This is a genomic window from Dactylosporangium darangshiense, from assembly GCF_039537565.1.
Classification (GTDB): domain Bacteria; phylum Actinomycetota; class Actinomycetes; order Mycobacteriales; family Micromonosporaceae; genus Dactylosporangium; species Dactylosporangium darangshiense.
This window is the reverse complement of sequence record NZ_BAABAT010000055.1, coordinates 39070-60216: the sequence shown is the minus strand read 5'-3', so window position 1 is coordinate 60216 and position 21147 is coordinate 39070. Positions and strand designations below refer to the sequence as shown.

At 71.1% G+C, this 21147-nt stretch carries 13 protein-coding genes and 5 pseudogenes; 10 read left to right on the top strand and 8 right to left on the bottom strand.

Annotated elements, in window-relative coordinates; genetic code table 11:
* Positions 1 to 389: 389 nt before the first annotated feature.
* The 8 genes from ABD901_RS50630 (at position 390) to ABD901_RS50595 (ending at position 13125) form a co-directional block, all read left to right on the top strand.
* The gene (locus ABD901_RS50630; RefSeq protein WP_345140785.1) at positions 390 to 1136 is read left to right on the top strand and encodes a hypothetical protein; all 747 of its coding nucleotides are present in this window, start codon (positions 390 to 392) and stop codon (positions 1134 to 1136) included.
* The gene (locus tag ABD901_RS50625) at positions 1129 to 1692 is read left to right on the top strand and encodes a GNAT family N-acetyltransferase (RefSeq protein ID WP_345140781.1); all 564 of its coding nucleotides are present in this window, start codon (positions 1129 to 1131) and stop codon (positions 1690 to 1692) included. The genes ABD901_RS50630 and ABD901_RS50625 overlap by 8 nt, the downstream gene beginning before the upstream one ends.
* Before the next feature lie 1297 nt (positions 1693 to 2989).
* Positions 2990 to 4801, top strand: coding sequence for a hypothetical protein (locus ABD901_RS50620; RefSeq protein ID WP_345140778.1), 1812 nt, complete (start codon positions 2990 to 2992; stop codon positions 4799 to 4801).
* Positions 4798 to 6999 (top strand): AfsR/SARP family transcriptional regulator, encoded by a 2202-nt coding sequence (locus tag ABD901_RS50615; protein ID WP_345140775.1) that lies wholly within the window; start codon positions 4798 to 4800, stop codon positions 6997 to 6999. The genes ABD901_RS50620 and ABD901_RS50615 overlap by 4 nt, the downstream gene beginning before the upstream one ends.
* Positions 6996 to 8261 carry a hypothetical protein gene (locus ABD901_RS50610; protein ID WP_345140773.1) on the top strand — a complete coding sequence of 422 codons (1266 nt, stop codon included), beginning with the start codon at positions 6996 to 6998 and terminating at the stop codon, positions 8259 to 8261. Before ABD901_RS50615 ends, ABD901_RS50610 begins: the two co-directional genes overlap by 4 nt.
* Before the next feature lie 192 nt (positions 8262 to 8453).
* Positions 8454 to 11465 (top strand): AfsR/SARP family transcriptional regulator, encoded by a 3012-nt coding sequence (locus ABD901_RS50605; protein ID WP_345140771.1) that lies wholly within the window; start codon positions 8454 to 8456, stop codon positions 11463 to 11465.
* A gap of 210 nt (positions 11466 to 11675) precedes the next feature.
* Entirely contained in the window at positions 11676 to 12896 is a 1221-nt protein-coding gene (locus tag ABD901_RS50600; RefSeq protein WP_345140769.1) for a hypothetical protein, read from the top strand.
* 58 nt (positions 12897 to 12954) lie between these two features.
* Positions 12955 to 13125 (top strand): hypothetical protein, encoded by a 171-nt coding sequence (locus ABD901_RS50595; protein ID WP_345140766.1) that lies wholly within the window; start codon positions 12955 to 12957, stop codon positions 13123 to 13125.
* Positions 13126 to 13195: 70 nt separating this feature from the next.
* Here ABD901_RS50595 and ABD901_RS50590 read toward each other — a convergent pair whose 3' ends face one another.
* From ABD901_RS50590 to ABD901_RS50575, 4 genes and pseudogenes are all read right to left on the bottom strand, one after another.
* Complete coding sequence (locus ABD901_RS50590; protein WP_345140763.1) at positions 13196 to 14104, bottom strand: enoyl-CoA hydratase/isomerase family protein; 909 nt, start codon at positions 14102 to 14104, stop codon at positions 13196 to 13198.
* Positions 14105 to 14156: 52 nt separating this feature from the next.
* Positions 14157 to 14510, bottom strand: a complete 354-nt coding sequence (locus ABD901_RS50585) for a hypothetical protein (RefSeq protein ID WP_345140760.1) — start codon at positions 14508 to 14510, stop codon at positions 14157 to 14159.
* 88 nt (positions 14511 to 14598) lie between these two features.
* The gene (locus ABD901_RS50580) at positions 14599 to 15552 is read right to left on the bottom strand and encodes an asparaginase (RefSeq protein ID WP_345140757.1); all 954 of its coding nucleotides are present in this window, start codon (positions 15550 to 15552) and stop codon (positions 14599 to 14601) included.
* Positions 15545 to 15895 (bottom strand): annotated as a pseudogene (locus tag ABD901_RS50575) (3-keto-5-aminohexanoate cleavage protein); the annotation flags it as partial. The pseudogene ABD901_RS50575 and the gene ABD901_RS50580, both read right to left, overlap by 8 nt.
* On the opposite strand from ABD901_RS50575, the pseudogene ABD901_RS59345 reads away from it, so the two are divergent.
* Positions 15861 to 16028: pseudogene (locus tag ABD901_RS59345) on the top strand (3-keto-5-aminohexanoate cleavage protein); the annotation flags it as partial. The pseudogenes ABD901_RS50575 and ABD901_RS59345 sit on opposite strands and share 35 nt — an antisense overlap.
* A 52-nt stretch (positions 16029 to 16080) precedes the next feature.
* Here ABD901_RS59345 and ABD901_RS59340 read toward each other — a convergent pair.
* Positions 16081 to 16378: pseudogene (locus ABD901_RS59340) on the bottom strand (3-keto-5-aminohexanoate cleavage protein); the annotation flags it as partial.
* 256 nt (positions 16379 to 16634) lie between these two features.
* Here ABD901_RS59340 and ABD901_RS59335 point away from each other — a divergent pair.
* A pseudogene (locus ABD901_RS59335) lies at positions 16635 to 16869 on the top strand (IS110 family transposase); the annotation flags it as partial.
* Positions 16870 to 17347: 478 nt separating this feature from the next.
* Here the strand turns inward: ABD901_RS59335 and ABD901_RS50555 are convergent.
* The 3 genes and pseudogenes from ABD901_RS50555 to ABD901_RS50545 form a co-directional block, all read right to left on the bottom strand.
* A pseudogene (locus ABD901_RS50555) lies at positions 17348 to 17779 on the bottom strand (IS5 family transposase); the annotation flags it as partial.
* A gap of 477 nt (positions 17780 to 18256) precedes the next feature.
* The gene (locus ABD901_RS50550; RefSeq protein ID WP_345140748.1) at positions 18257 to 19393 is read right to left on the bottom strand and encodes an ABC transporter ATP-binding protein; all 1137 of its coding nucleotides are present in this window, start codon (positions 19391 to 19393) and stop codon (positions 18257 to 18259) included.
* On the bottom strand, positions 19390 to 21147 hold the full coding sequence (locus ABD901_RS50545; RefSeq protein WP_345140745.1) for an ABC transporter permease: 1758 nt from the start codon (positions 21145 to 21147) through the stop codon (positions 19390 to 19392). Before ABD901_RS50545 ends, ABD901_RS50550 begins: the two co-directional genes overlap by 4 nt.

Sequence of the window (21147 nt, the reverse complement as noted above, 5' to 3'; positions counted from 1 at the left end):
CAACGCTTCCAAGTCGGCGACCCGCCGGGTCAGCGCCTCGATCCGGGCGTCGCGCTCCGCGATCTCCGCGTCCCGCTCCGCCAGCACCGCATCCAGCCGGGCGAGCCGCTCCAGCAACTGCGCGAGGAACGGCGAACCGGACACGCCGCCCAGGATGCACCAGACCACCCAGCAAGATCAAGACCTGCGCGAACCAGGAACCAGCTGAACAGTTACCGCCGGTCACCTCCAGCGATGTCGACGAATGGGAACGTGCAGCCTGGCAATACGCCTGCGATGTCGGCGTCGTCTCTCCGGCAACGGTTCTTCCAGAACTCCTCGTCGACCTAGATGAAGCACACGCACGACTGACCGAGGCCGACGACAAACTCCGCGACCGTCTTGCGCGGGTGTGCGCGGAACTCAGCGCGCTCACCGCCATCGCACTCATCGCTTCAGACTCGCCGGGACCGGCCCGGCGTTTCTGGCGCACTGCAATTCGCGCCGCTGACCAGACGAAGGACCACGAACTGCAGGCCCGCATCCGCGGCAGACGTGCGGTGTTCGCACTGTACGACGACCTGCCCGTTACAACTGCGCTCACGTTGGCCGAGGACGCGGTCACTGTCTCGGACGGACAAGCCACCGCCGGCTCCGCCAGCGGCTACGCCGCACGCGCTCAAGGACTCGCCCAACTGGGACTGCATAACGACGCCCGCCGAGCGCTCAGCCACCTCGAGGCGACGTTCGACCGCCTCGAGACAGCAACCATCGACGACCGGCGATCGCAGTGGGGCTGGGGTCAACAGCGCCTGCTACATGTCGCGAGCTTCGTCTACGCTCACGCTGGCGACACCTCGCGCGCGACCCAGGCCCAAGAGTCCGCACTCGCGCTCTACCCCACTCAGCTCTACCAAGGACGCGCGCAGATCGAACTCCACCGGGCCACTTGCCTCGTCGCGGTCGGCGATCCGATCGAAGGCGCGCGCCACACCATCCGGACACTCACCAGCCTGACTTCCCCACGGCGGCACGACGCCCTGATCCGCCGGTCAGCTCAACACGTGGTCGACGCAATACCCGCGAACGCGGCGCACGACCCCGCTGTCTGCGAAGCTCGTCACATGCTCACCTCGATGGCAACGCGGCATGACTGACCCGCAGAACCTGACGTTCGCCCGCTACCTGGCCGCCGACGCCGAACAGATCCTCGAATCGGTCGTCGCGCCTATCTACGCGGCCACACATGCAGACGTCATCCCGAGCGCCTTCTACGACCTGGACCGCTTCCTGCAACGCGTGCGGGGATACATGCGCTCACCAGGATTCGAACTGGTCACCGCAACCATCAAGACGGAACCTGCCGGGCTCGCTCTCGGCTACGCGTTACCCGAAGGCGCCCGCTGGTGGCAGGGACTGACCACACATGTCGAGCCCGACGCCATCGCCGAAAACGGGCACCGTACGTTCGCGCTGTGCGAACTGATGGTGCACCCCGAGCTGCAACGCCTGGGCATCGCCCGCGCCATCCATGACGAACTTCTTCACAAGCGCCCAGAAGATCGCGCAACCCTTCTCGTCCGAGAGGACAACACCGCCGCCCAAATCGCATACGCAAAATGGGGATGGACCAAGATTGGCAAGCTCAAGCCATATCCGGACTCACCGAACTACGACGCGTTACTCCTACCGCTCATCCCGTCCGCAGACTAACCTCGCATGCCAGAGGCCACGTCCGGCTCGCCGCCGTCCGCCTAGCCGACGGCCGACGCGTTGACGTTGGCAACTCGGGCGCAGGACCGAGCTTCTGCACCTCTACGCTCCGACGCGGGTCATCAGCGACCCAGATCGAGCTGTACCGGGCGGAATGTGTCATCCGAGCCGCTCAGCGGCGTGTGGATCACCCGGGGTGACCGCATACTTCCACTCGCAGAATGACACCAACAGCCGGTGGTTGCCTGCGGCCATGCTCCCGGCTTCAACGACGTTGCCGCGGGTGGGCCGCTGGTCGCATTCTGACGTCGGCGGCTGGTCGGCTCAGCAGGTAGCGTTTCAGGTGTTTCCGCTGTTCACGGGGGTGCTTCATGCCGCCGCCGTTGGAGCCGGTGCACGCCGTCCCAGCCGCCGAACTGCCCGCGGGTGTCTCGCCGTACTCAACGACGAGTACGGCCGCGCCGAGCACGCGGGTCCGCCAGCTGCGATGCCAGCGCCGCCAGCCGTCCCCCTCGACCGCCCGGCACGACTGGGCATGCCTGGACGGGGCGCACCGAAGGCCACAGCACTTGGCGCAGGTCTCGTCGCCGCAGCACTGCCCGGGTACCTCGCCGGGCGGCGTCGCGACCGCGGGCGGCGGTGAGAACGGTGTGTCGGCCCTGGACACTCGCACCAACATGGCCCCGCAGGCGTGCGGGCCCGTGAGGCGTCTGGCTGGCGCGACAAGTCCGGCACGCTCGTCATGCTGCGACGAATTTGGAGCAGCCCTCCTACCGCGGCAGTCATCGCGCATAACTTCCCGTCCCCGGACGGTCCGCCATGACGGTCACGTCCTTGTCGCCGACGACCACCCGTTGCTCACCCACCCCACCGCCGAGCCACCCGCTCGTTGCCCTCATACCGGATTCCCTCGGCTCCTCCGACGAACGCGTGGCAACACGTCGCGCTGCCGGATACGAGACCGTCAATGCTGACGCGGACGGCGCTGGCCAGGTCGGGCGGTCGGTGCGTACCCGGCTTGCCGTCCTGGCCGCTCCGGTCTTGAACCGGTTCTGGCCGACGTCAGCTGGCGCGGCTGGAGCGCTGGCCGAGTCGGTCGAGATGTTGCGTGTCGTGGTGATGCATCGGCTTGCGCACGTCCGTGCAGCCCGTACCGAGGCCGCCGGTTGCGACACGACGCGGCCGTAGCCCAGCGCTGGCAAGCGCGCTCAACGGCCGGTGCGATCAGCTCCGGCATTTGTCACGGTATGCAACGGCAGGGCTATCTGTCGGTGATCTGACAGTGCAGAATGTCAATGTGTTGATGGAAGCCGCATGCCTTGGGATTGAGGTCCACGGCGGTGGTGTCCGCGCCGTAGTGAGCTGGTCCGACGCGACCGTGGTGGTGCTGCCGCTGGATGCGCTGGGCGGTGCCGGATGGGCGGATGCCGGGTTGGGCGCTGCTGGGGTGATGTCGGATGCCGGCCGGGACGAGGTTCGGCGTGACGTGCCGCTGGCTGGGCCGGAACTGGTGGAGCGGTTCCGTCGGGTACGGCGGGCTGCGGTAGGGGTGGCTGGCGGGGTGCCCGCGTCGGTGACGGTGGTGGTGTCGCCGGGGCAGGGGCCTCGGCAGTTGCCGATGCTGCGGCACGCGGCGTCCGTCGCCGGGCTGGGTGTCGTGGATGTGCTGTCGGTGCCGGTGGCGGTCGGCTGGCATCTGCTGGCTGGTGGGGTGTGGTTGGCGGTTGGGGCGTCGGTGCTGGTGTTGACGATGGACGGCGGTTGTGCCGCGACGGTGTTGCGGCGCACGGCGGAGGGGTTCGAGGTGGTGGCGTCGGTGGACGCGGGCACCGTCGCAGCGGAACTGGCCGACGGCGTAGCGGCGTCGGGGGACGTGCTGGTGCGGGAGGTTGCGCGGCGGGCGATGGTGGGTGCACAGGTGCCGTCGGGGATGTTCGACCTGGTGTGCGCTGTCGGCCCCGATGTGGGTGCAGGGGTGGGGCGGCAGCTGGCGCAGGTGTGTGGGGTGGAGCCGATGCTGGTGGCGGAGCCGGAGCTGGCGCCGGTGCTGGGGGCGGTGCAGCGCGGGCCGGCCGCTGGGTGGCGTGGTCGGCCGGCGGGTGGCGGGGTCGGGTGGCGGGACATGGCCGGGGTGGTGCTGCCTGCGCTGGCGTCGTTGGGGTTGTTCGCGCAGTTCGTGGCTGGTGGGCAGCGGTACGGGCCGCGGGAGAAGCTGGAGTCGGGGTTCTTGCTGGCGCCGTGGGGCGTGTTGGCGTTCGCCGCGGTGTTCGGCCTGGTAGCGCTCGCTGGGGGGCTGCTGCTGGCGGCGGACCGCTATCGCCTGGCCGATGAGCCCGGCGCCGGTGGGCTGAGATGGGTGCGGGGCCGGTTGGAGGCCGTGGCCTTGGTCGGGGCGGCGGCTGGTGCGGCGGTGCTGGCGGCGGTGTATGCGCTGATGGCGGCCAGCTTTTTCGATCTGGATATCGGTGGGTTGTTGCGCTGGTCAGTACTGCCGGTGCTGCCGGCTGCGGTAGCGCTGGCCGCGGTGGCGGTGGTGATGTGGCGGCAGGCGGTGCCGCCCGCTGGGTCGTGGGTGGACTGGTTGCGGTTTCCCCTCTTCGCAGTGGTGACGGCGGGTGTCGGGGCGGCGCTGATCGGTTGGGACGAGACCGGGGTGCCGTCGCTGGTGCAGCCGTTGGCGTGGCAGCTGTATCAGTGGATGCCGGGCGGGCCGCTCACGGTCATCGGTCCGGTTGGGCGGCTCGGCGGCGGGTTGGTTGGTGTGGCGGTGGCGCTGCTGGTGGTGCGGCGGCCGCTGCTGCGCCTGGTGCTGGGTCTGCCGTTGGCGGTGCTGGTCGCGGTGGTGCTGTCGTGGCGGGTTACGGGGACGGTGGCGGTCGGGTTCGCCTTCGCGGTCGCGGTGTGGTGGGCCGTGCGGGCGGTGGTGCCGGTGCTGCGGCCGCTGCTGCTGCGGCCGGCACCAGCCGCCGACGGCCGGGTCGCGCCGGCGGTTGCCGGCGACGACCCGCAGCGTGGCCCGTACGCGGGGAGCCCGGCCGGTTTCCCGGCGGGGGCGCGGCCGGATGCGGACCGCGGCGGGTGGGACGGTGACGGGGCTGGGCCCCGGTGAGGTGGCTGCGGCGGCTGCTGGCCGCGGTCGTGGGCGGGACGCTGTTACTCGCGGTGTTGGCCGCCCTGCCGGCGCTGCTGGTCGTGATCGTGCGGGCTGTCGACTGGGATTGGCGTGCGCTGGTCGCGGAGCCGATGTCGGCGCTGAGCGTGGTCGCGGTGCTGGTCGGTGCGGGGTGGCTGGTGTGGCTGGCGGCGGTCTGGGCGGTGGCGGCGGATGTGGTTGCCGCGCTGCGCGCCGGTCCGAGCCGGGTGGCGCGGTTGCCGGTGCCGTTGCACACCGCGGTGACCGCGGCGGTCGGTGGTGTGCTGCTGGCGCTACACGCCGCGCGTGGCGGCACCGCGACGGCGGCGGTGGCGCCGCCCGCGGCAGCGCCGACCGCGGCTCCCACCACGACCCCAACACCAGTACCGGCGGATGGTGTCCGGCCGGGCACCGTCTGGGCCGACGCCGGGGTGTTCGTGCCGGGCGGTTGGCTGCCGTGGCCGGTCACAGCGGCGCTCAGCGCGGCGCTCACGCTGGTCTGGGTCCATCGCCGACGCTGGTATACGCCGCGCCCGCCGACCGGCTGGCAGGATCATGACCCCGATCTGCCCGCGCCCGGCGACGCCGAGCTCCAGCTGCTCAGCGTCACGCACCAGGCCGCCGACCGCGGCCCGGAGCCCGCCGATACGACGCCCATATCATCGTGGCCGGCCGACGGTTCCGCCGACGCCGATCACGGGCCGCCAATGGGCGAGACGACTGGCGCAGGAGGGCCGCGGGAACTGGTCGCGGCGTGGCTGCCCGGCGGGGTGCTCGGCTTGGCCGGCCCGGGCCGCTACGACGCAGCCCGGGGGTTGCTGATCGCGTTGCTGGTCCAGCCCTCGGACCTTCGGCCGCGGATCGTGTGCAGCTCCCTGTTCGCTGCGACCGTCCTCGAGACAGGCCAGCAAACGATCGACGTGCCGTCGACCAACGATCCCGACCTGCACGGGGGTTCTGGCACGGTGCTGTTCGCCGTCGGCCCGGAGCTGGCTGACACGGCCGCGCTGACCGCGCCAACCGGCGATGCGGGCAGCGCGGTCGACCTCGATCCGGTGACCGCCGTGCGCGCCGATTCCACGATCCAGGTCACGGCGAGCGGCCACGGCAGCACCTGGCACGTTGACGACGACGGTGCAACGCGCGCCATCACCGGTGCCGCACCGCGCATGCGGCGCCTGCCAGTCCTCGACCAGACCGCGACAACGACCATCCTGACCAGCCTCGGCCTGCTCGCACGCCCGAGTATCGCGGATGGCAGTGGTCCGGCGCGCACTGCCGCTGCCGCCCGCGATCCTGCCGTGGCCGCCGGGGAGCCGGTCGCCTGGCCCGATCAGCCGCCGGGCGGGGCGGGGCAGCCGCGACGGCTGCAGATCCGGGTGCTGGGCGAGCCGCAGGTCCTGTGCCCGCACCCGGACGGCATCGACAGCCCAGTCCAGATTCGGCGCAGCGCCGGCCGGCAGTTGCTGGTGCTGCTCGCGCTGCACCGCGACGGCGTCGCCGCCGACGTGTTGAAGGAGGCGATCTGGCCCGACGTGCCGTCCAGCACCGCGCACCGCCGGTTCCTTACCACGATGTCCGAGCTGGGCCGCGTCCTGCACGACGCGGCCGGCCAACCGGTGCTGCGCCACGACGACCCGGCCGCCAGCCTCGGGCCGGCCCGGTACCGGCTCGACCCGGCCGCCGCTCAGGTTGACATCTGGCAGCTGCAGGACGTGCTCGTCGCCGCGGTGACTTGCGCCGATCCGGCCGCCCGGCAGGGGCTGCTTCGCGAGGCTGCGGCGCTGGACGGGGGTGAGCTCGCCGCCGGATGGGACCACGCCTGGCTGCTGCCCGACCGGGAACGCCTGGCCCGGCGGATGCTCGACGTCTACGCCGACCTCGCCGACGCCGAGCCGGACCACACCGCCGCGCTGCGCCTGCTGCACCGGGCGCTGCTGCTGGCGCCAGGCAACGAGGCCGTCTACCACCGGATTCTGCAGCGGCGGGCGCAGGCCGGCGACCCCGACGGCGTCCGCCGGGCCACCGCGACGCTGACCGAGCACCGCCGCACCGCGGGCCGGCCGCCCGCACCGTCCACCGTCGCCCTCCCCACGTGGCCGCAGCCGTCGAGCCCGCACACCGGCTCAGCCCAGGCCGACCAGCCGGCCGCGACCGAACGGACCAGCCGATGAGCACGCCCACGCCACCCCCTCCCCCGCGGCCGCCCGACACGACCGGGCCAACTGCTGGTCCCGACATCCGAGGGCCCGCGGCGGCGCTCACGGCCGGCCCCGGCACCGGCGGCGCGCCGACCGCCGGCGGGTGGCGGCGCACGGTCCTCGTGCCGTTCTCGGCCGGGCACCAGCCGCCGCTGCCCACCGGCCGCCGCGTCCCCATTCCGCTCGTGCCGGCGCACCTTCGTCCGCCGGCTGCCACGACCGCACCGTCAGGAGCGGACGGGCCGCGCGGGACGCGGCGGCGGGTCGTGCTCAGCGCCACCGTTGCAGCGGTCGCCGTCCTGGCCATCGCCGCGGCCTTCGTCGTGCGCGCATCGTCCGGGCCCGGCCCGGACGACGTGGTGCGGGAGTTCTTCGCGGCGTTGTCCGCGCACGACCCGACCCGGCTCCTGGCCGATCCGTGCCAGCACAACCCGCTGTGTGCGCCGGACGCGCTACGCGCGGGCTACCAGGCACCGCAGGACGTCACCATCGGCACCGACACCGGGACCAGCACCGACCGGAACGTTGCCGTCACCTACACCCTCGGCGGCCGCCGGTTCACCGACCGCGTCGACCTGCGCAGCACCCGGCGCGGCACCTTCGGCGGTCGGGACTGGTTCATGACCAGCTGGCCCGGCGCCACGCTGACACTGCCCGACCAGACACCGGCCCCGATCACCCTCGCCGCCGCGCAGCTGCCGACCAAACAGCCCGGACCGCGCGCCGCCACGCTGTGGGCGCCGCCCGGGCTGTACACGCTGACCCGTCCGGCCACCACGCTCCTCCTCGCGGTGCAGCAGCAGCTCACGGTCACCAGCGGCCCGCCGATCACCATCAACCCTGGCACCACCCTCGCGCCGGGCATCACCGAGACTGTCGAGCGGTTGGTCCGCGACCGCATCGACGCCTGCGCCGCCAAGCACAGCTTCTCCCCCACGTTGGATGCGACCGCCCGCGGGTGGCACAGCTGCCCCATGTCCTACCTCGAGCGGTACGCCATCACCGATGACCCGGCCTGGACGGTGCAGCGCTACCCGACTCTGCACCTGGACCCGGCCGCCGACGGCGCGATCACCGTCACCACCGCCAGCCCCGGCCGGGCCGTCATCGGCTACCGGTGGACCACCAGCGTCGTCGAACCACGCACCTGGACCGACGCCACCGACACCATTGACCTCACCGTCACCGGACAGGTCACCGCGCCGAACGGCACCCCCGAATGGCAGCCGGCCTGAGCTGATAGGCCACGCCCGGCCGCAACCCAAGCCACCCCCGATGGGCCGCGTGACCGCCGCCGTTCGGTGCTGGCGGCATACCGCCATATCGTTGCTGGGCTGCGGTGTTACCTCGTGTGATCCGGTGTGCTGCGCTGTGACGCCACGATCAGGGTCACTGCGACCGATCCGCCTTTACCGTCACCGATGTCGATGACCGGCGAAAGGCTGGTGGTGATCATGCAGGGGGTGTCGGTCGGACGCCGGGCAGCGTCCGACCTGTACAGCAATGGCGGCCTCTGGCGCCGCTACCGCATTGCGAGGGCGCGGGCCGCTGCCCGCGCGGCGGCGGGCACGCTCCTGCTGCTGGCGGCGGTGACCGGGCTGCCGGTCGGATTACTGCTGATCCAGCGGCCGGTCCTGGACGGGTTCGACCTGGCGGCGGTGGTGGCCCAGCCGATGAGTGCCGCATTGCTGGCCGTCCTCGGCGTGGCCGGCGGGTGGCTGCTGTGGCTGTGGCTGGTCACCGCGACCGTGCTCGACATCGCCCGTGCCGTCCGCCGACACGGCGCACCCAGGCTGCTGCCCGCCCCGCTGCACGCGGCAGTGGCGTCGATGGCCGGCATCCTCATCACCGCAACCGGACCTGGCACAGCACACGCGGCGGCACCGGCCGCCGCCGTCCACGCCCCCGCCGCAGCCGCCGGCGCCACGACCGCAGCGCCGCCGGCGGCCGCCGGTCCCGACCCCACCACCTGGAGCCATCCGACCACGACCGATGCCGCCGACGCCGGGCACGCGGCCGCGCCGACGCTCAGCAACCCGCAGGCCTCCTACCTGGTGCACCGTGGTGACTGGCTGGGCGCGATCAGCGACCGGTACCTCGGCGCCTTCGACCGCTACCCGGAGCTGCAACGCCTCAACCCAGGCCTCATCCCCGACCGCGCAGGCCGGCACGGCCCGGACCACATCGAAGCTGGCTGGCGGCTCGTCCTGCCCGCCGACGCCCACGACCGTGGGCCGCGCCGGCACGCCACCGGCACCACCACATCGACCGACACGGACGCCGCCGCCCTAACCGGCTCCACAACTGCGGCGCCCACCACGAGTCCGCCAGGCGCCGCAGCTACCCCAACGCCGCCGGCCGGGAGCCATGCCGCCGCGGCCGGGGCCAGCGCCTCCCCCACACCCAGCAGCGACCCGCCCGGACCCGCCGACCATCGCCACGGCGACGGCGTCACGGTACCCGGCGGTTGGATCACGCTGCCCCTCGCCGCGGCATTGGCCGGTACCGCCGCCACGGTATGGCTGCGCCGCCGCCACCACTACGGCACCACACCCCGCACCACCACAACCAGCGACCACCCCGACGACCCGCACCTGCGCTCCTTGCCGCCAATCATGAACCGCATCCACCGCACAGTCCGCCAGCAGCGCCCCGAACTACTCAACCCGCCGGCCCCACCGCAGCCGACCGTCGCCGAATACACCGCTGCCAGCGCCGACCAACGCCCACCACTGCCACCCGTCGGACCCAGCGGCCCGCACCTGGCCGGTGTCGGCGACCGGATACCCGCAGGCGGGCTGGGCCTGGTCGGAGCCGGCGCCGAACCGGCCGTCCGCGCCCTCCTCGTGGCCGCCCTGGCCTCCGGCACACCAGCCGACCCGGACGCCAAAGGCCAGATCATCACACCCGCCGACACACTGACCACCCTGCTGGGCGCCGACACCATCCACGCCCGGGAGATCCCACGGCTGCACATCACCACAAACCTGTCCGAAGCACTGAACCGCGCCGACGAGCTGCTGCTCGAGCGGCGGCGGCTCCTGGAGGAGTACGACGCCGCCGACCTGACCGAACTACGCGCCGCCGACCCCTACCACCCACCCATGCCACCGGTCCTGCTGCTCGCCGAAACCCCGCCCACCCAGCTGCAGGCCCGGCTGAGCACCACCCTGCACCTCGGCGCCCCGCTACGGATCAGCGCGGTCCTACTCGGCGCATGGCCCCCCGGGGACACCCTCACCGTCGACACCAACGGGCACACCAGCGGCAACGATGACGACCGGCTCGCCGTGCTCGACATCCCCACCACCCGGCAACTCCTCGACGTCCTCCGCGAGGCGCACACCGGCCAACCCAGCCCCGCACCACCACCAGCACCCACGGCCAGCGGCATCGACCTGACCACACCCGCGCCTGCCACCACAGACCCGGACAACCCGGACAGCCCGCCGCAGGCCGCGCCCAGCGCGGCGACGACGGCACCCGCCCCTCCCGAACCCCGCCCCCACAGTGCATCGCCCGACGTGCCCGCCACGGCCCAGCACGGCGCCGACACCCGCCCAACCCCCAACCGCGCACCGATCCCTGCCCCCGCGGCACCCACCACCGGCACCACCCCAGCCGCCCCCAAGCCGCGGCGTGCGGTTCGCATCCGGCTGCTCGGCGAGCCGACCATCCTCGACCGCGACGGCCGCCCGGTATCCGGACTGCGCCACCACGCCCGGGAGCTGCTCGTCTACCTGGCCGTACACCGCAGCGGCGCCGACCTCTCCGACATCATGGAAGCGTTCTGGCCCACCGCCACCGTCCGCCGCGCCGGCGAACGACTCTCCACCGAAGTCGGCGACCTACGCCGCCGGATCCGCCACGCCGCCGCCGACACCACCATCCAACCCGTCATCAACACCGGCGGCCGCTACCACCTCGACCCCAACCACCTCGACCTCGACGTATGGCAGCTCATCGACGCACTACGCCAGGCCAGCACCACCACCGAACCTGGTACCCGAGCCACCCTGCTGCGCCAGGCCATCGACGCGCACACCGGTCCACTCGCCCAAGGCCACGACTACGACTGGATCGAACCACCCCGCGAGCAACTCCGCCGGCACGGCATCCGCGCCCGACTCAACCTCGCCGAACTCATCACCGCCGACGACCCCCGCGGCGCCGCCGACCTCATCCACGCCGCAGCAGCCCTGGACCCGATCAACGAGGACCTGGCCCGGCACGCCATGCGCGCCATCGCCCGCCTCGGCGACGCCGAAGCCGTACGCGACGTGCTGCAACACCTCCGTGCCGCACTCGACGACATCGACGAGCAACCCTCCCCCGACACCATCGCCCTCGCCACCCAGCTGCAACGCGACGTCGCCACCACCAGCAACGGTCCCGACAACGAAGCCAACACCAAGGCCCCAACCCATGAACCACGGTGACCACCAGGTCGTCGTCACCTGCGGTGCCTGGCATGCCTGCGGCAGCCTGAGGCGCAACCTGTCGGCCGATGCGGGTCCCCCGCTCAGGCTCGCCCTGCTCGCCGACAGCCTGCACCCGCCCCGCCGACCACTTTGCGGCGGTCATCGCCACGCTGCGCCGCACACCCGAGCCGAAGGTGCCGGCCGGCGCCGCGCCATCCGGAGGATGCCATGACGAGCGCACCAGCAGACGAACTGGCCTATCCGCGTGCCCGTCGTACCAACACCATCGTCGACCTCGATGCCGACCTGCAACGCACGGTCAGGCACACCGCCTACATGCGCCAGCTCTTCTACATCGTCGTGCTGCTCGTCGCCCTCGCCGGGCAGGTATCCGGCGCGGTCGAGGCACTCGGCATCCCGCTCATCTGGGCCATCCCCGCAGTCGGCGCGCTGGAGCTGGGCGGCATCGTCGTGCTGGCCAACGCCGACGTGCGCCGACGCCTCGGCGAACGGGCGACCGCCTCGCGGGTGCTGTCCGCGGTCATCGCCGCGTCCGCCGTCGCGTTCAACTGGACGGCCCACACCAACACGCTACTCGCCGGCTTCTTCGCCGGCATGTCCGCGCTGGGCTATCTCGTCTGGCTGATGCACACCGAGAACCAACGCCGCGACCGGCTACGCGCCACAGGCAACCTGCCGCCGACCACCCCCGCCTACGAAGTAGTCGGGCACTGGATGCGCCACCCCTGGCTGACGGTGCGGGCGAAGAACCTCGCCAAGGCAGACCCGCGGCTCGGGCTCTACACCTCGCTCGCCGCGGCCAGGGCTGAGCAGCGCAGGGAGCTGCGCACCAGCGCGATCGCCAAGGTGCTGCGCCGCAAGATCCGGGCCGCGGTCGACCCGACCGCGGCCGAGATCGCGATCAACGTCTACGACCTCGACGAGATCGCGCTGCGCCTCGCCGACAGCGCCGACTACGACGGGCTCACCGCGCTCATCGCCGCGGATCTGGCGCCCGTCCGGCTGACCAACGACATGAGCACGCAGGTCGACCATCCAGCCATCGCCGCGGCCAGCACGGCCAGCGGCGGTCTCCCAGATCCGGACGGGTCACTGACTGACGACGCCCCCAGCGTCGCGGCCGCGGCCGCCCCTGGGCTCTCGGCCACAACCCTGCCTGCCACGCCAGTTCCCGCCCTTGAGCCGCCATCGCCGGCCAGCGTGCCGCCGCCCGCTGATCCGCGGCCGTACGAGCCGATCGGCCACGAGGACGCGGCCATGTACCAGGCGTGGCGGCGCGGCGTCGCCACCGGCCAGGAACCTACCGGCGCCGACCTGGCCCGAGCCGCGGGCCGCGTCAACGACACCACCGGTTTCGGCCGTCGCGCCGCACGCCGATACCGCAATGCCCACACCAACCACCGCCACACCGGGAGCAGTCACCCGTGATCGCCAGTTCGATGGGGGTGTTGAACCTGCTGGAGGCGACGGGCATCCGGCCGACACCGTGCGCGTCGGCCTGTGCCCGGGCGCGCTCGGCGGCGGCGAGCGCCAGGACCACATCCTTGCGCTTGCCAAGGCGCGATCGGCGCGCGGCGGGCGGATCTCCACACTGCACCCGCTGCCCCGCCTCGATGAAATCGTCGTCGACGTCGACGACACCACACACGCCCGGTAGTTCCAGCAGTCGGCCAACGGCGTACCGGTGGGCATGGCACTGCTGACCGCCGTGCTCGGGTCCGAGAACTTCACCGCGCCCGAGCGGATCCGCGAAGAACGCCGTTGACCCAGGCCGGCCGTTTGCCCTCGCGGGTCTCTATTCGGCTGGTCCGTGTCCGTTCGGCTGGCGGCGCGGCGCGCCGCGCCGCGTCAGTGACGCTTGAACAGCTGACCGCGAACGCCGCCGCCGGGGAACTGCGCGCTGTGCAGGTTGGCGTAGAACTGCGCCGGCTTGGCCGATCTCCTTCATCAACGCGGTGTCGACGTGGTCGACGGTGCCGGCCACCGCCACGACCGTGGCCGGAACCGCGGTGGTCAATAGCGGCACGACGACCGCGCCGTTGGTGCCGGGCTTGCCGCGGTGGATCTGGCCGAGCGTCGGCTGCATACCGATCCACGCGAACGCGAAGTCGACGTGTCACCTCCATGGCCCGGCCGCGCCCCAGCAGCCGTCCGAGGTGTTGCACTGCACCCGCGCCCGGAGGCGCACCGAAACCGACCTCGGACTGCCCCAGCACAGCATTCTCCCGCGCGAACCGCATGTGGCACGCCAGCGCCAGTTCGCTGCCCGCACCGCGGGCCCGACCGCGGAGTTTCGCAAGCGTAACGACCGGCAACTCACCGAGCTTGCGCCACAACATGCCCAACGACGCGTCATCCGGGCCGCCCGCCTTGGCCGCCTCGGCCGTGTACTCCGCGACCTTGATGAGATCGACGTGCGGCACGAAGTACTCCGGGTCGGCGCTCTCCAGCACCACGACCCGGATATCTTCGTCGGACTCCAGCCTGCCGAGCAGCACCACCAGGTCGCGCACCAGCTCCGGTCCGATCAGGTTCATCGGCGGCGCGTCGATCACGACACTCAGCACACCCTTGTCGCTCCGGCCGACGCGCAGCGTGCGGTACGCCTGGGTCATCACCGAGTCCTCCACTCCCATCCCTGTGACCTCTACGGTCGTGCAGCTCGCGCCGGCAGGTCGGTCGAAGAACTCAGGCCGCCGGGAACTGCAAGGCGATCCGGACGTCGGTCGAACCCCGGATGTCCGAGGTGATGGCCGTGGTGGCGCCGTGTGCCCGCAGGATCTCGGCGACCGCGTGCGGCACCGGTTCGTCCGATGTCCGCGTGCCGCTCAGGTCGGCGCACCACATCGGCGGGCCCGACCCGGCGGGCTGGCGGAGCTCGATCGTCGGCGACGGTGAGGTCACCACACGCACCGCGACGCGCCCGCCCGCCGGGGTGGCCTTGAGCGCGGTGAAGCTGACGTAGTCGTGCGGCGTCTGTGCCTGACCGACCTGGCCCGCATGGGTTGGGAGCTGCGCCCGATCGTGACGTTTGCTGGGCATCGCAGTACCGACTCGACGATGCGCTATATCCATCTGTCCGGCAGGGAGCTGTCGGGGAGAACGCTAGCGGGAGCAAGCGGCAGCACAGTCACCACACCGAGCGAACCACACCGACCTCGCGGCCGCCGCCGAAAACCGTAACCTCTACCCGGCCCGGCAGCGCCACGCCGAGCCGGGCGAGCGCGGCGCCGAGCACGGGCAGCCGAGCCCGCATCCCGCCGTCGTCGATCTTCAGCGCCACCGCGCCCACGCCCGGCAGCGCCGCCGCGGCGACCCCCTCGGCGCCGCTCTTGAGCAGCAGACCCGGGACCGCGCGCATGAGCCGGGTGTCGTCCTCGGCTTCGTCGTCGCCGGAGACCAGCACCGGGTGCGCCCGCATCGCGTCGGCCACGGCCCGCTCCTGGCTGCCGGCCGGTGCGCCGACCAGCCGCAGGAACGCGCCGGCCAGGCCGCGCAGGGACAAGGCGAGCAGCGGCGCGCCGCAGCCGTCGACCCCGGTCGCGCCGGCCGGCTCGCCGGCCAGCTCCTCGACCGTGGCGGTCAGGCGCCGCTGCAGCGGGTGGTCCGGGTCGAGGTACGTCGCCAGCGGCCAGCCGTTGGCCTTCGCGGTGCGCAGCATGCCGGCGTGCTTGCCCGAGCAGTTCATGAACAGCGGCTCCCGGCCGTGCCCGGCGCGCACCACCGCGTCGCGGGCGTCCTCGGACAGCGGGTAGTCCGGTGGGCAGCCCAGCGCCTCGACGCCGATGCCGGACTCCTCGAGCATCCGCCGTACCGCCGCCAGGTGGACCGCCTGGCCGCGGTGGCTGGCCGCGACGAGCGCCAGCTCGGCCTCGGTGGCGACGAGCCCGGCGCGCAGCAGGCCGACCGCCTGCAGCGGCTTGGCCGACGAGCGCGGGAAGACCGCACCGAGCACGTCGCCGGCCCACGCCGCGACCTCGCCCTGCGCGTCGAGCACGACCACGGACCCGAGGTGGCGGCTCTCGACCACCCCGTTGCGCACGACCTCGGTGAGCATCTCTCCACCGGAGTACAGATCAGACATCGCGCACCCCCAGCAGCGCCCGGGCGTCGGCGGCGCTCATCGGCGGGCGCTGGGCGAGCCGGGCGAACCCGCTGGCCCGCGCCACGAGCTGGGCGTTGCTGTGCACCGGCTGACCCTTGGCGTACGTGACGGTGTCCTCGATGCCGACCCGCAGGTGCCCGCCGGCGGCGAGGGAGGCCAGCAGGACCGGCAGCGAGGCGCGCCCGATCCCGGTCGCGGAGGAGGTGGTGTCCTCGGGCAGGTCGCGCAGCGCGGCCTCGCAGGCGGCGAGCGCCCCGACGGTGCCCGGCAGGCCGCCCGGCACGCCTATGACGAGGTCGACGTGGACGTGCCTGTCGGCTGGGCCGGACATGGCGTCCTGCACCATGGGTGCGGTCGACTTCGGCGACGACGTGTTCCTCAACCGCTGGGGCTTCATCGTCGAGCTGCGCACCCGCATGCAGGAGCGCGGCATCGTCCCCGAGTTCGAGATCTTCGACCTCGGGCAGCTCGCCACCCTGCGCCGTCTGCTGGACCGGCACGGGCTGCCGGCCTCCAGCACGTGCAGCCGGTCCGCCTCGGGATCGGCGACCGTGCCCCCGCTGGACAGCTGCACGATCAGCCCGGTGGCGGCGCGCAGCGCGGCGACCGCCTCCGTGAGCCGGCCCAGGTCGAGCGTGGGCTCCGCGGCGTCGTCGCGGAGGTGGACGTGGATCACACTCGCACCGACCGCCTCGCAGTCCCGCGCGGTGCTCACCAACTCCTCGAGCGTCACGGGCAGCGCGGGCACGTCCGATTTGCGCGATTCCGCGCCGGCCGGGGCCACCGTGATCAACGTTGTTGTCATCACCCCGCCGATCCTGCCATGCCGCAGCCGGACCGGCCGCGGCCTACGGCGTGGGGTCGATCGCCGCCGTCGGGGGGCCTACGCGCAGTACCGTATCCGGGGTAGGTTCTGCTTCACGACCGCCAGCGCGATCATCCCCAGCTCGTAGTGGCGCACCGCGGTCCCCACGAAGTCGACGGGCCGTTCGCCGCCGTCGAGCAGGACCGGGTGTGCGGGAAATCAACAGGATCGAAGCTGAGATCTGTGACTGGCTGAGCAGCTGGTGCCAGCACTGATCGCCCTGCCCGGCTGCGGCGCGCTGACCGCAGCGGAGATCCTCGGCGAGACCGCTGGCGTCACACGATTCCGCTCCGCGGCCGCCTACGCCCGGCACAACGGCACCGCACCACTGCCCGTATGGTCATCCAACCGGGCCCGCCACCGACTCAGCCGCACCGGCAACCGCCAACTCAACGCCGCGCTGCACCGCATCGCCATGACCCAGGCCCGCTGGCACCCGCCAGCCAAGGAACTCATTGCCCGCCGCAAGGCCGGCGGCGACGGCGGCCTCGAAGCCGTCCGCGTGCTGAAACGACGCCTCTCTGACGTTGTCTACCAAGCCCTGCGGATGGACTGCGCCCTCACCGGTTGACAGAGGAGCTATGTACAGTCCCGCTGCGTGCCGCCGGCGTTGCCGTCACCACCAGGCCCGGCACCCGGACGGCCACCCTGACCGCTCAGGAAAGGCAGATCGCCGAACTGGCCGCCACCGGCCTGACCAACAAACAGATGGCGAACAGCTGATCCTGTCTCACCGCACCGTCGGCGCCCACCTGCACCGGCTGTACTCCAAGCTCGGCAGCACCTCACGCGCGGCCCTACGCGACGCCCCAGAGACGTTCACCCCGACGAGAACACCCAGGTCCCGCGGCCAGCGTTGCCCATCGAGGGATGGCATGCTCAACGGTAAACGGAACGCCCAACAAAGCACGAACGCCCCAGCCCATGATCGGCGGGCTCGTCCTGCACCCCGCCCGGCGGCTCCTGCTGCAGGTGACCGTCTCGGCGGGCACCCGCCGCATGGTGGTGAGCCCGACTGACCGTGGAGTCGACACTCACCGTCCAATCGATCTTCCCGACCGCATCGGCGGTGGCCTGCAGCGCCGCCAGGACCTGCGCGCAGGTCCCATCACGCTGCCAGCGCCGGAACCAGCGGTACAACGTCTGCCACGGCGCATACGCAGCCGGCACATCCCGCCACGGCACCCCAGCCCGGACCCGCCACCGGATCCCGTCCACGATGTCTCTGCTGGCCCATCTCCGCGGACGCCCACGACCCGTTTCCGCTGGCAGCAACGGCTCCAGCACCGCCCACTGCGCGTCGGTCAGGTCATGACGCCTCGCTGCCGCTACACTCGGCACGAGGTCTCCGGTCTGGTATTCGGTTTTGCTTGGTCGCTAAACCACCTACCGGAGACCTCTTCAGTTATCGAACACCGCCACGCCGCAACCGGCCGCCCTTACGAAACACTGCCTAGCCGCGTTGGCGACTCGACGTCCTATGGGCGCTGCTGCGCGAGAACCGAACCTGGACCGCGACACCACCCGCGACAACTCAGGCCGCTTGACAAAAACATTGAGATTCCCAATGCCCAACCTGCCGTCGGGTTTCGACACCGGCCGGGCGTTGCCGGATCGACCTCATGTTGATGGACTGCTTCAGCGCGCCCTCAAGAGACCGGCCCCGGCCCGCGGCGATGCCAGTAGGTTCGGCTGGTGCGCAGATTTGCCGGGCCCGGCGGAGAGGACGAGGCCGCGGTGGACCGCCTCGTAGAGGATCTCGGCACAGACATGCCTCAACCCGACAACCTCGGCGAGTCCGCAACGCCCGTCGGTGCGTCAGTCGGTCTTCGTCAGCAGGTATGCCCGGCCGGGATCAATGGAGATGCTGACGTTCGTCCCTTCGCTGAGCACCTTGCGGGGATCGGGGCCAAGCTGCGTGACGCTCAACGTTCCGGTATTCGTTTCGACCTCGTAGTCGACAGTGTGCCCATGGAACGTGGAACGCAGGACGGTGCCCGCTCCTCCGGCCTCGGCCGGAGCCAGCTCGACCGTCTCTGGCCGCACCATCATGTATGCCGACCTGCCGGGCAGCACCTTCGCGTCACACGCGACGGTGAGCCGTCGGCCCAGCGCCATGACCGCCGCAGTGTTGTCTTCAACATGCTCCGGGATCACCTCGATGAAATTGGCACGGCCGATGAAGTCGGCGACAAAGACGCTCGCCGGACGAAAGTAGATCTCGGCCGGTGGAGCGGCTTGTTCAATGCGGCCTTTGTGCATCACTACCACCCGGTCGGACATGCTCATCGCCTCATCCTGGTCGTGGGTCACGTAGAGGCTGGTGATCCCCATCATCCGTTGGATGCGTCGAATCTCGGCCCGCATCGCGCCACGCAGCTTTGCGTCCAAATTGGACAGAGGCTCGTCGAACAACAGCACTTTCGGCTGGACGACCAGCGCCCTGGCGAGCGCGACTCGCTGCTGCTGGCCGCCGGACAGCTCGTGTGGGCTGCGGTCTTCCAAACCAACCAGATTCATGCTTGTCAGCGCTAGGTGCATCGCGCTGGCGACTTCCGCTCGGCTGCGCCGCTGTAGTTTGAGGCCGTAGGCGATATTGTCGGCGACCGTCAGATGCGGGAACAGCGCATAGCTCTGGAACACCATGGCCATCTCGCGTCGCTGCGGTGGCATCGCATCGATCGGGCGGCCGTCCAGCCGCACCTGGCCCCTGGTGGCGGTCTCGAAGCCGGCCACGATCCGCAGCGTGGTGGTCTTGCCGCACCCGGACGGGCCGAGCAGGGTGATGAACTCCCCCGGTTTGATGTCAAGGTTGACCGAGTCGACCGCGGTGACAGTCGAATCTCCTGAGGGGAAGGTCTTGGTGAGCTGATCGAGGTGCAGTTGGCCGGTACGGTCGACCTTGCCGTCCGCTGGATCCCCCGCGACGTGCAGCGCGGCGTTCGATCTGGTCATCGTGGTTTCCTTCCAGCAGGAATGGCATTGCGCTGCAGATTGGCGGCTCCACCGACCAGTAGCCGGATGAGCCCGAAACAGGCCAGGACGATGACGGTCAGCACCGTGCAGTAGGCGAAGGCGACGCCGTACCGACCGGTGTTCGCGGCGCTGAGGATCTGCGAGGTTATGATCTTGGTATTCGGCGTGACCAGGAAGATGATGGCCGACAGGGACGTCATGCTATGCGCGAAGCTGTAGCTGAGCCCGGTGAGCAGCGCAGGCCGGATCAGCGGCAGGGTTACCGAGCGGAAGGTCCGTAGCGGTCCGCCGCCCAGATTGGCGGAGGCTTCCTCCAGGCTTGGATGCAGCTGAGTGATCGCGGCGCTGCCGGTGCGTAGGGCTGCGGGCACGCTGCGAATGACGAACACGAGCACGATGGCGAGGGCACCGCCGGCGACCGCCGTTCCGCCGACCAGACTCGGCAGCACCGGGACGTTTCCGATGTACCGGTCCGGCCGGAACGCCAGGATGTAGCCAATACCCAGCACCGTACCTGGCACGGCGATACCCAACGTCCCCGCGAAATCCAACCAGGCGCCGGCGCGGCGTAGCTGCCGCACGACGAGCCACGCCATGACCAGGCCAACCAGGCCGGCGATCGGGGTGGCGATCGCGGCCAGCATTGTTGTGTCCTGCACCGCCTCCTGGCCGGCACCGAACAGGACTTCGCGGAAATGGTCGAACGTCAATGCATTGTCAACCCCGAACACCTTGGTGGCCGAGCCGAGGATCACGGTGCCGTACAGACTAACGACGACTAGGGAAATCAAGACTGCCAGGCCGAAGATCGGCCAGCGGGCCCAGCCGGTGATGAGGTGCACGCTGCCCGAGGGTTTGCCGGAGACCGTAGTGCGCGCCTTGCCGCCCAGCCAGTAGCGCTGCGCAAAGTAGAGCCCGACCGCCAACAGGAGGAGAATCACGCTGTACACGGCCGCGCCCGTCGTGTCGTAGTCGCCGGTGACCGCCAGATACGCCCGACTGGCCAATACGGTGTAGTCGCCACCGAGTGCGAGCGGATTGGCCAGGTCGGCGATAGCCTCCACGAACAGCAGCAGAAACGGCGCGGCCAGGCCGGGGGCCAGCAGTGGCAGCATCACAGTACGGAAGATCTGCCAACGCGAGGCGCCCAGGTTCATCGCCGCCTCCTCCATGGCCGGGTCGAGGGCGCGCATCATGCCGAGCAAGCCCAGGTAGGCGACCGGAAACAGCGACAGGGACTGCACCAGCACTAGGCCGTCCAACCCGTAGATGTCGTACTGCTGGCCGAAGAGCCCATAGGTGATCGCGCCCCGCCTGCCATAGAGGACGATCGCCGCGGTGGCGACCGCGAACGGGGGGCTGACCATAGGGACCAGCGCCAGGATGTGCAGCAACCATTTGCCGGGCACGGCCAGGCGGGCCTGGACGAAGGCGAACAGGAAGCCCAACGCGGTGCCGACCGTACCGACAAGGATGCCGAGGATGACGGTGTTCTGCAGAATCTTCAGGTCGACCATGGACGTGAAGAACTCAGCGTATCGAGGAAGTGCGTTCGGGGTCAGGGCTTCGGAAAGAACCGCGACGACAGGGTAAACAGCGCCGAGAGTGACGATTACCACACAGATCGCGGTCGCCGCTCGGACGGTGATGGTCTTGCGTCGGCGGCGTGGTTTTTCGGACGCGGGCGGCGGCTCGGCCAGCGGTCGAGCAGGTGACTGCAACAGGGCGGCCAT

Coding starts and splice junctions, on each gene's coding strand:
- ABD901_RS50610 (WP_345140773.1), top strand. CDS start 6,996: ATGAGCACGCCCACGCCACCCCCTCCCCCGCGGCCGCCCGACACGACC.
- ABD901_RS50590 (WP_345140763.1), bottom strand. CDS start 14,104: ATGGGAGTGGAGGACTCGGTGATGACCCAGGCGTACCGCACGCTGCGC.
- ABD901_RS50625 (WP_345140781.1), top strand. CDS start 1,129: ATGACTGACCCGCAGAACCTGACGTTCGCCCGCTACCTGGCCGCCGAC.
- ABD901_RS50580 (WP_345140757.1), bottom strand. CDS start 15,552: ATGTCTGATCTGTACTCCGGTGGAGAGATGCTCACCGAGGTCGTGCGC.
- ABD901_RS50600 (WP_345140769.1), top strand. CDS start 11,676: ATGACGAGCGCACCAGCAGACGAACTGGCCTATCCGCGTGCCCGTCGT.
- ABD901_RS50585 (WP_345140760.1), bottom strand. CDS start 14,510: ATGCCCAGCAAACGTCACGATCGGGCGCAGCTCCCAACCCATGCGGGC.
- ABD901_RS50545 (WP_345140745.1), bottom strand. CDS start 21,147: ATGGCCGCCCTGTTGCAGTCACCTGCTCGACCGCTGGCCGAGCCGCCG.
- ABD901_RS50550 (WP_345140748.1), bottom strand. CDS start 19,393: ATGACCAGATCGAACGCCGCGCTGCACGTCGCGGGGGATCCAGCGGAC.
- ABD901_RS50605 (WP_345140771.1), top strand. CDS start 8,454: ATGACCGGCGAAAGGCTGGTGGTGATCATGCAGGGGGTGTCGGTCGGA.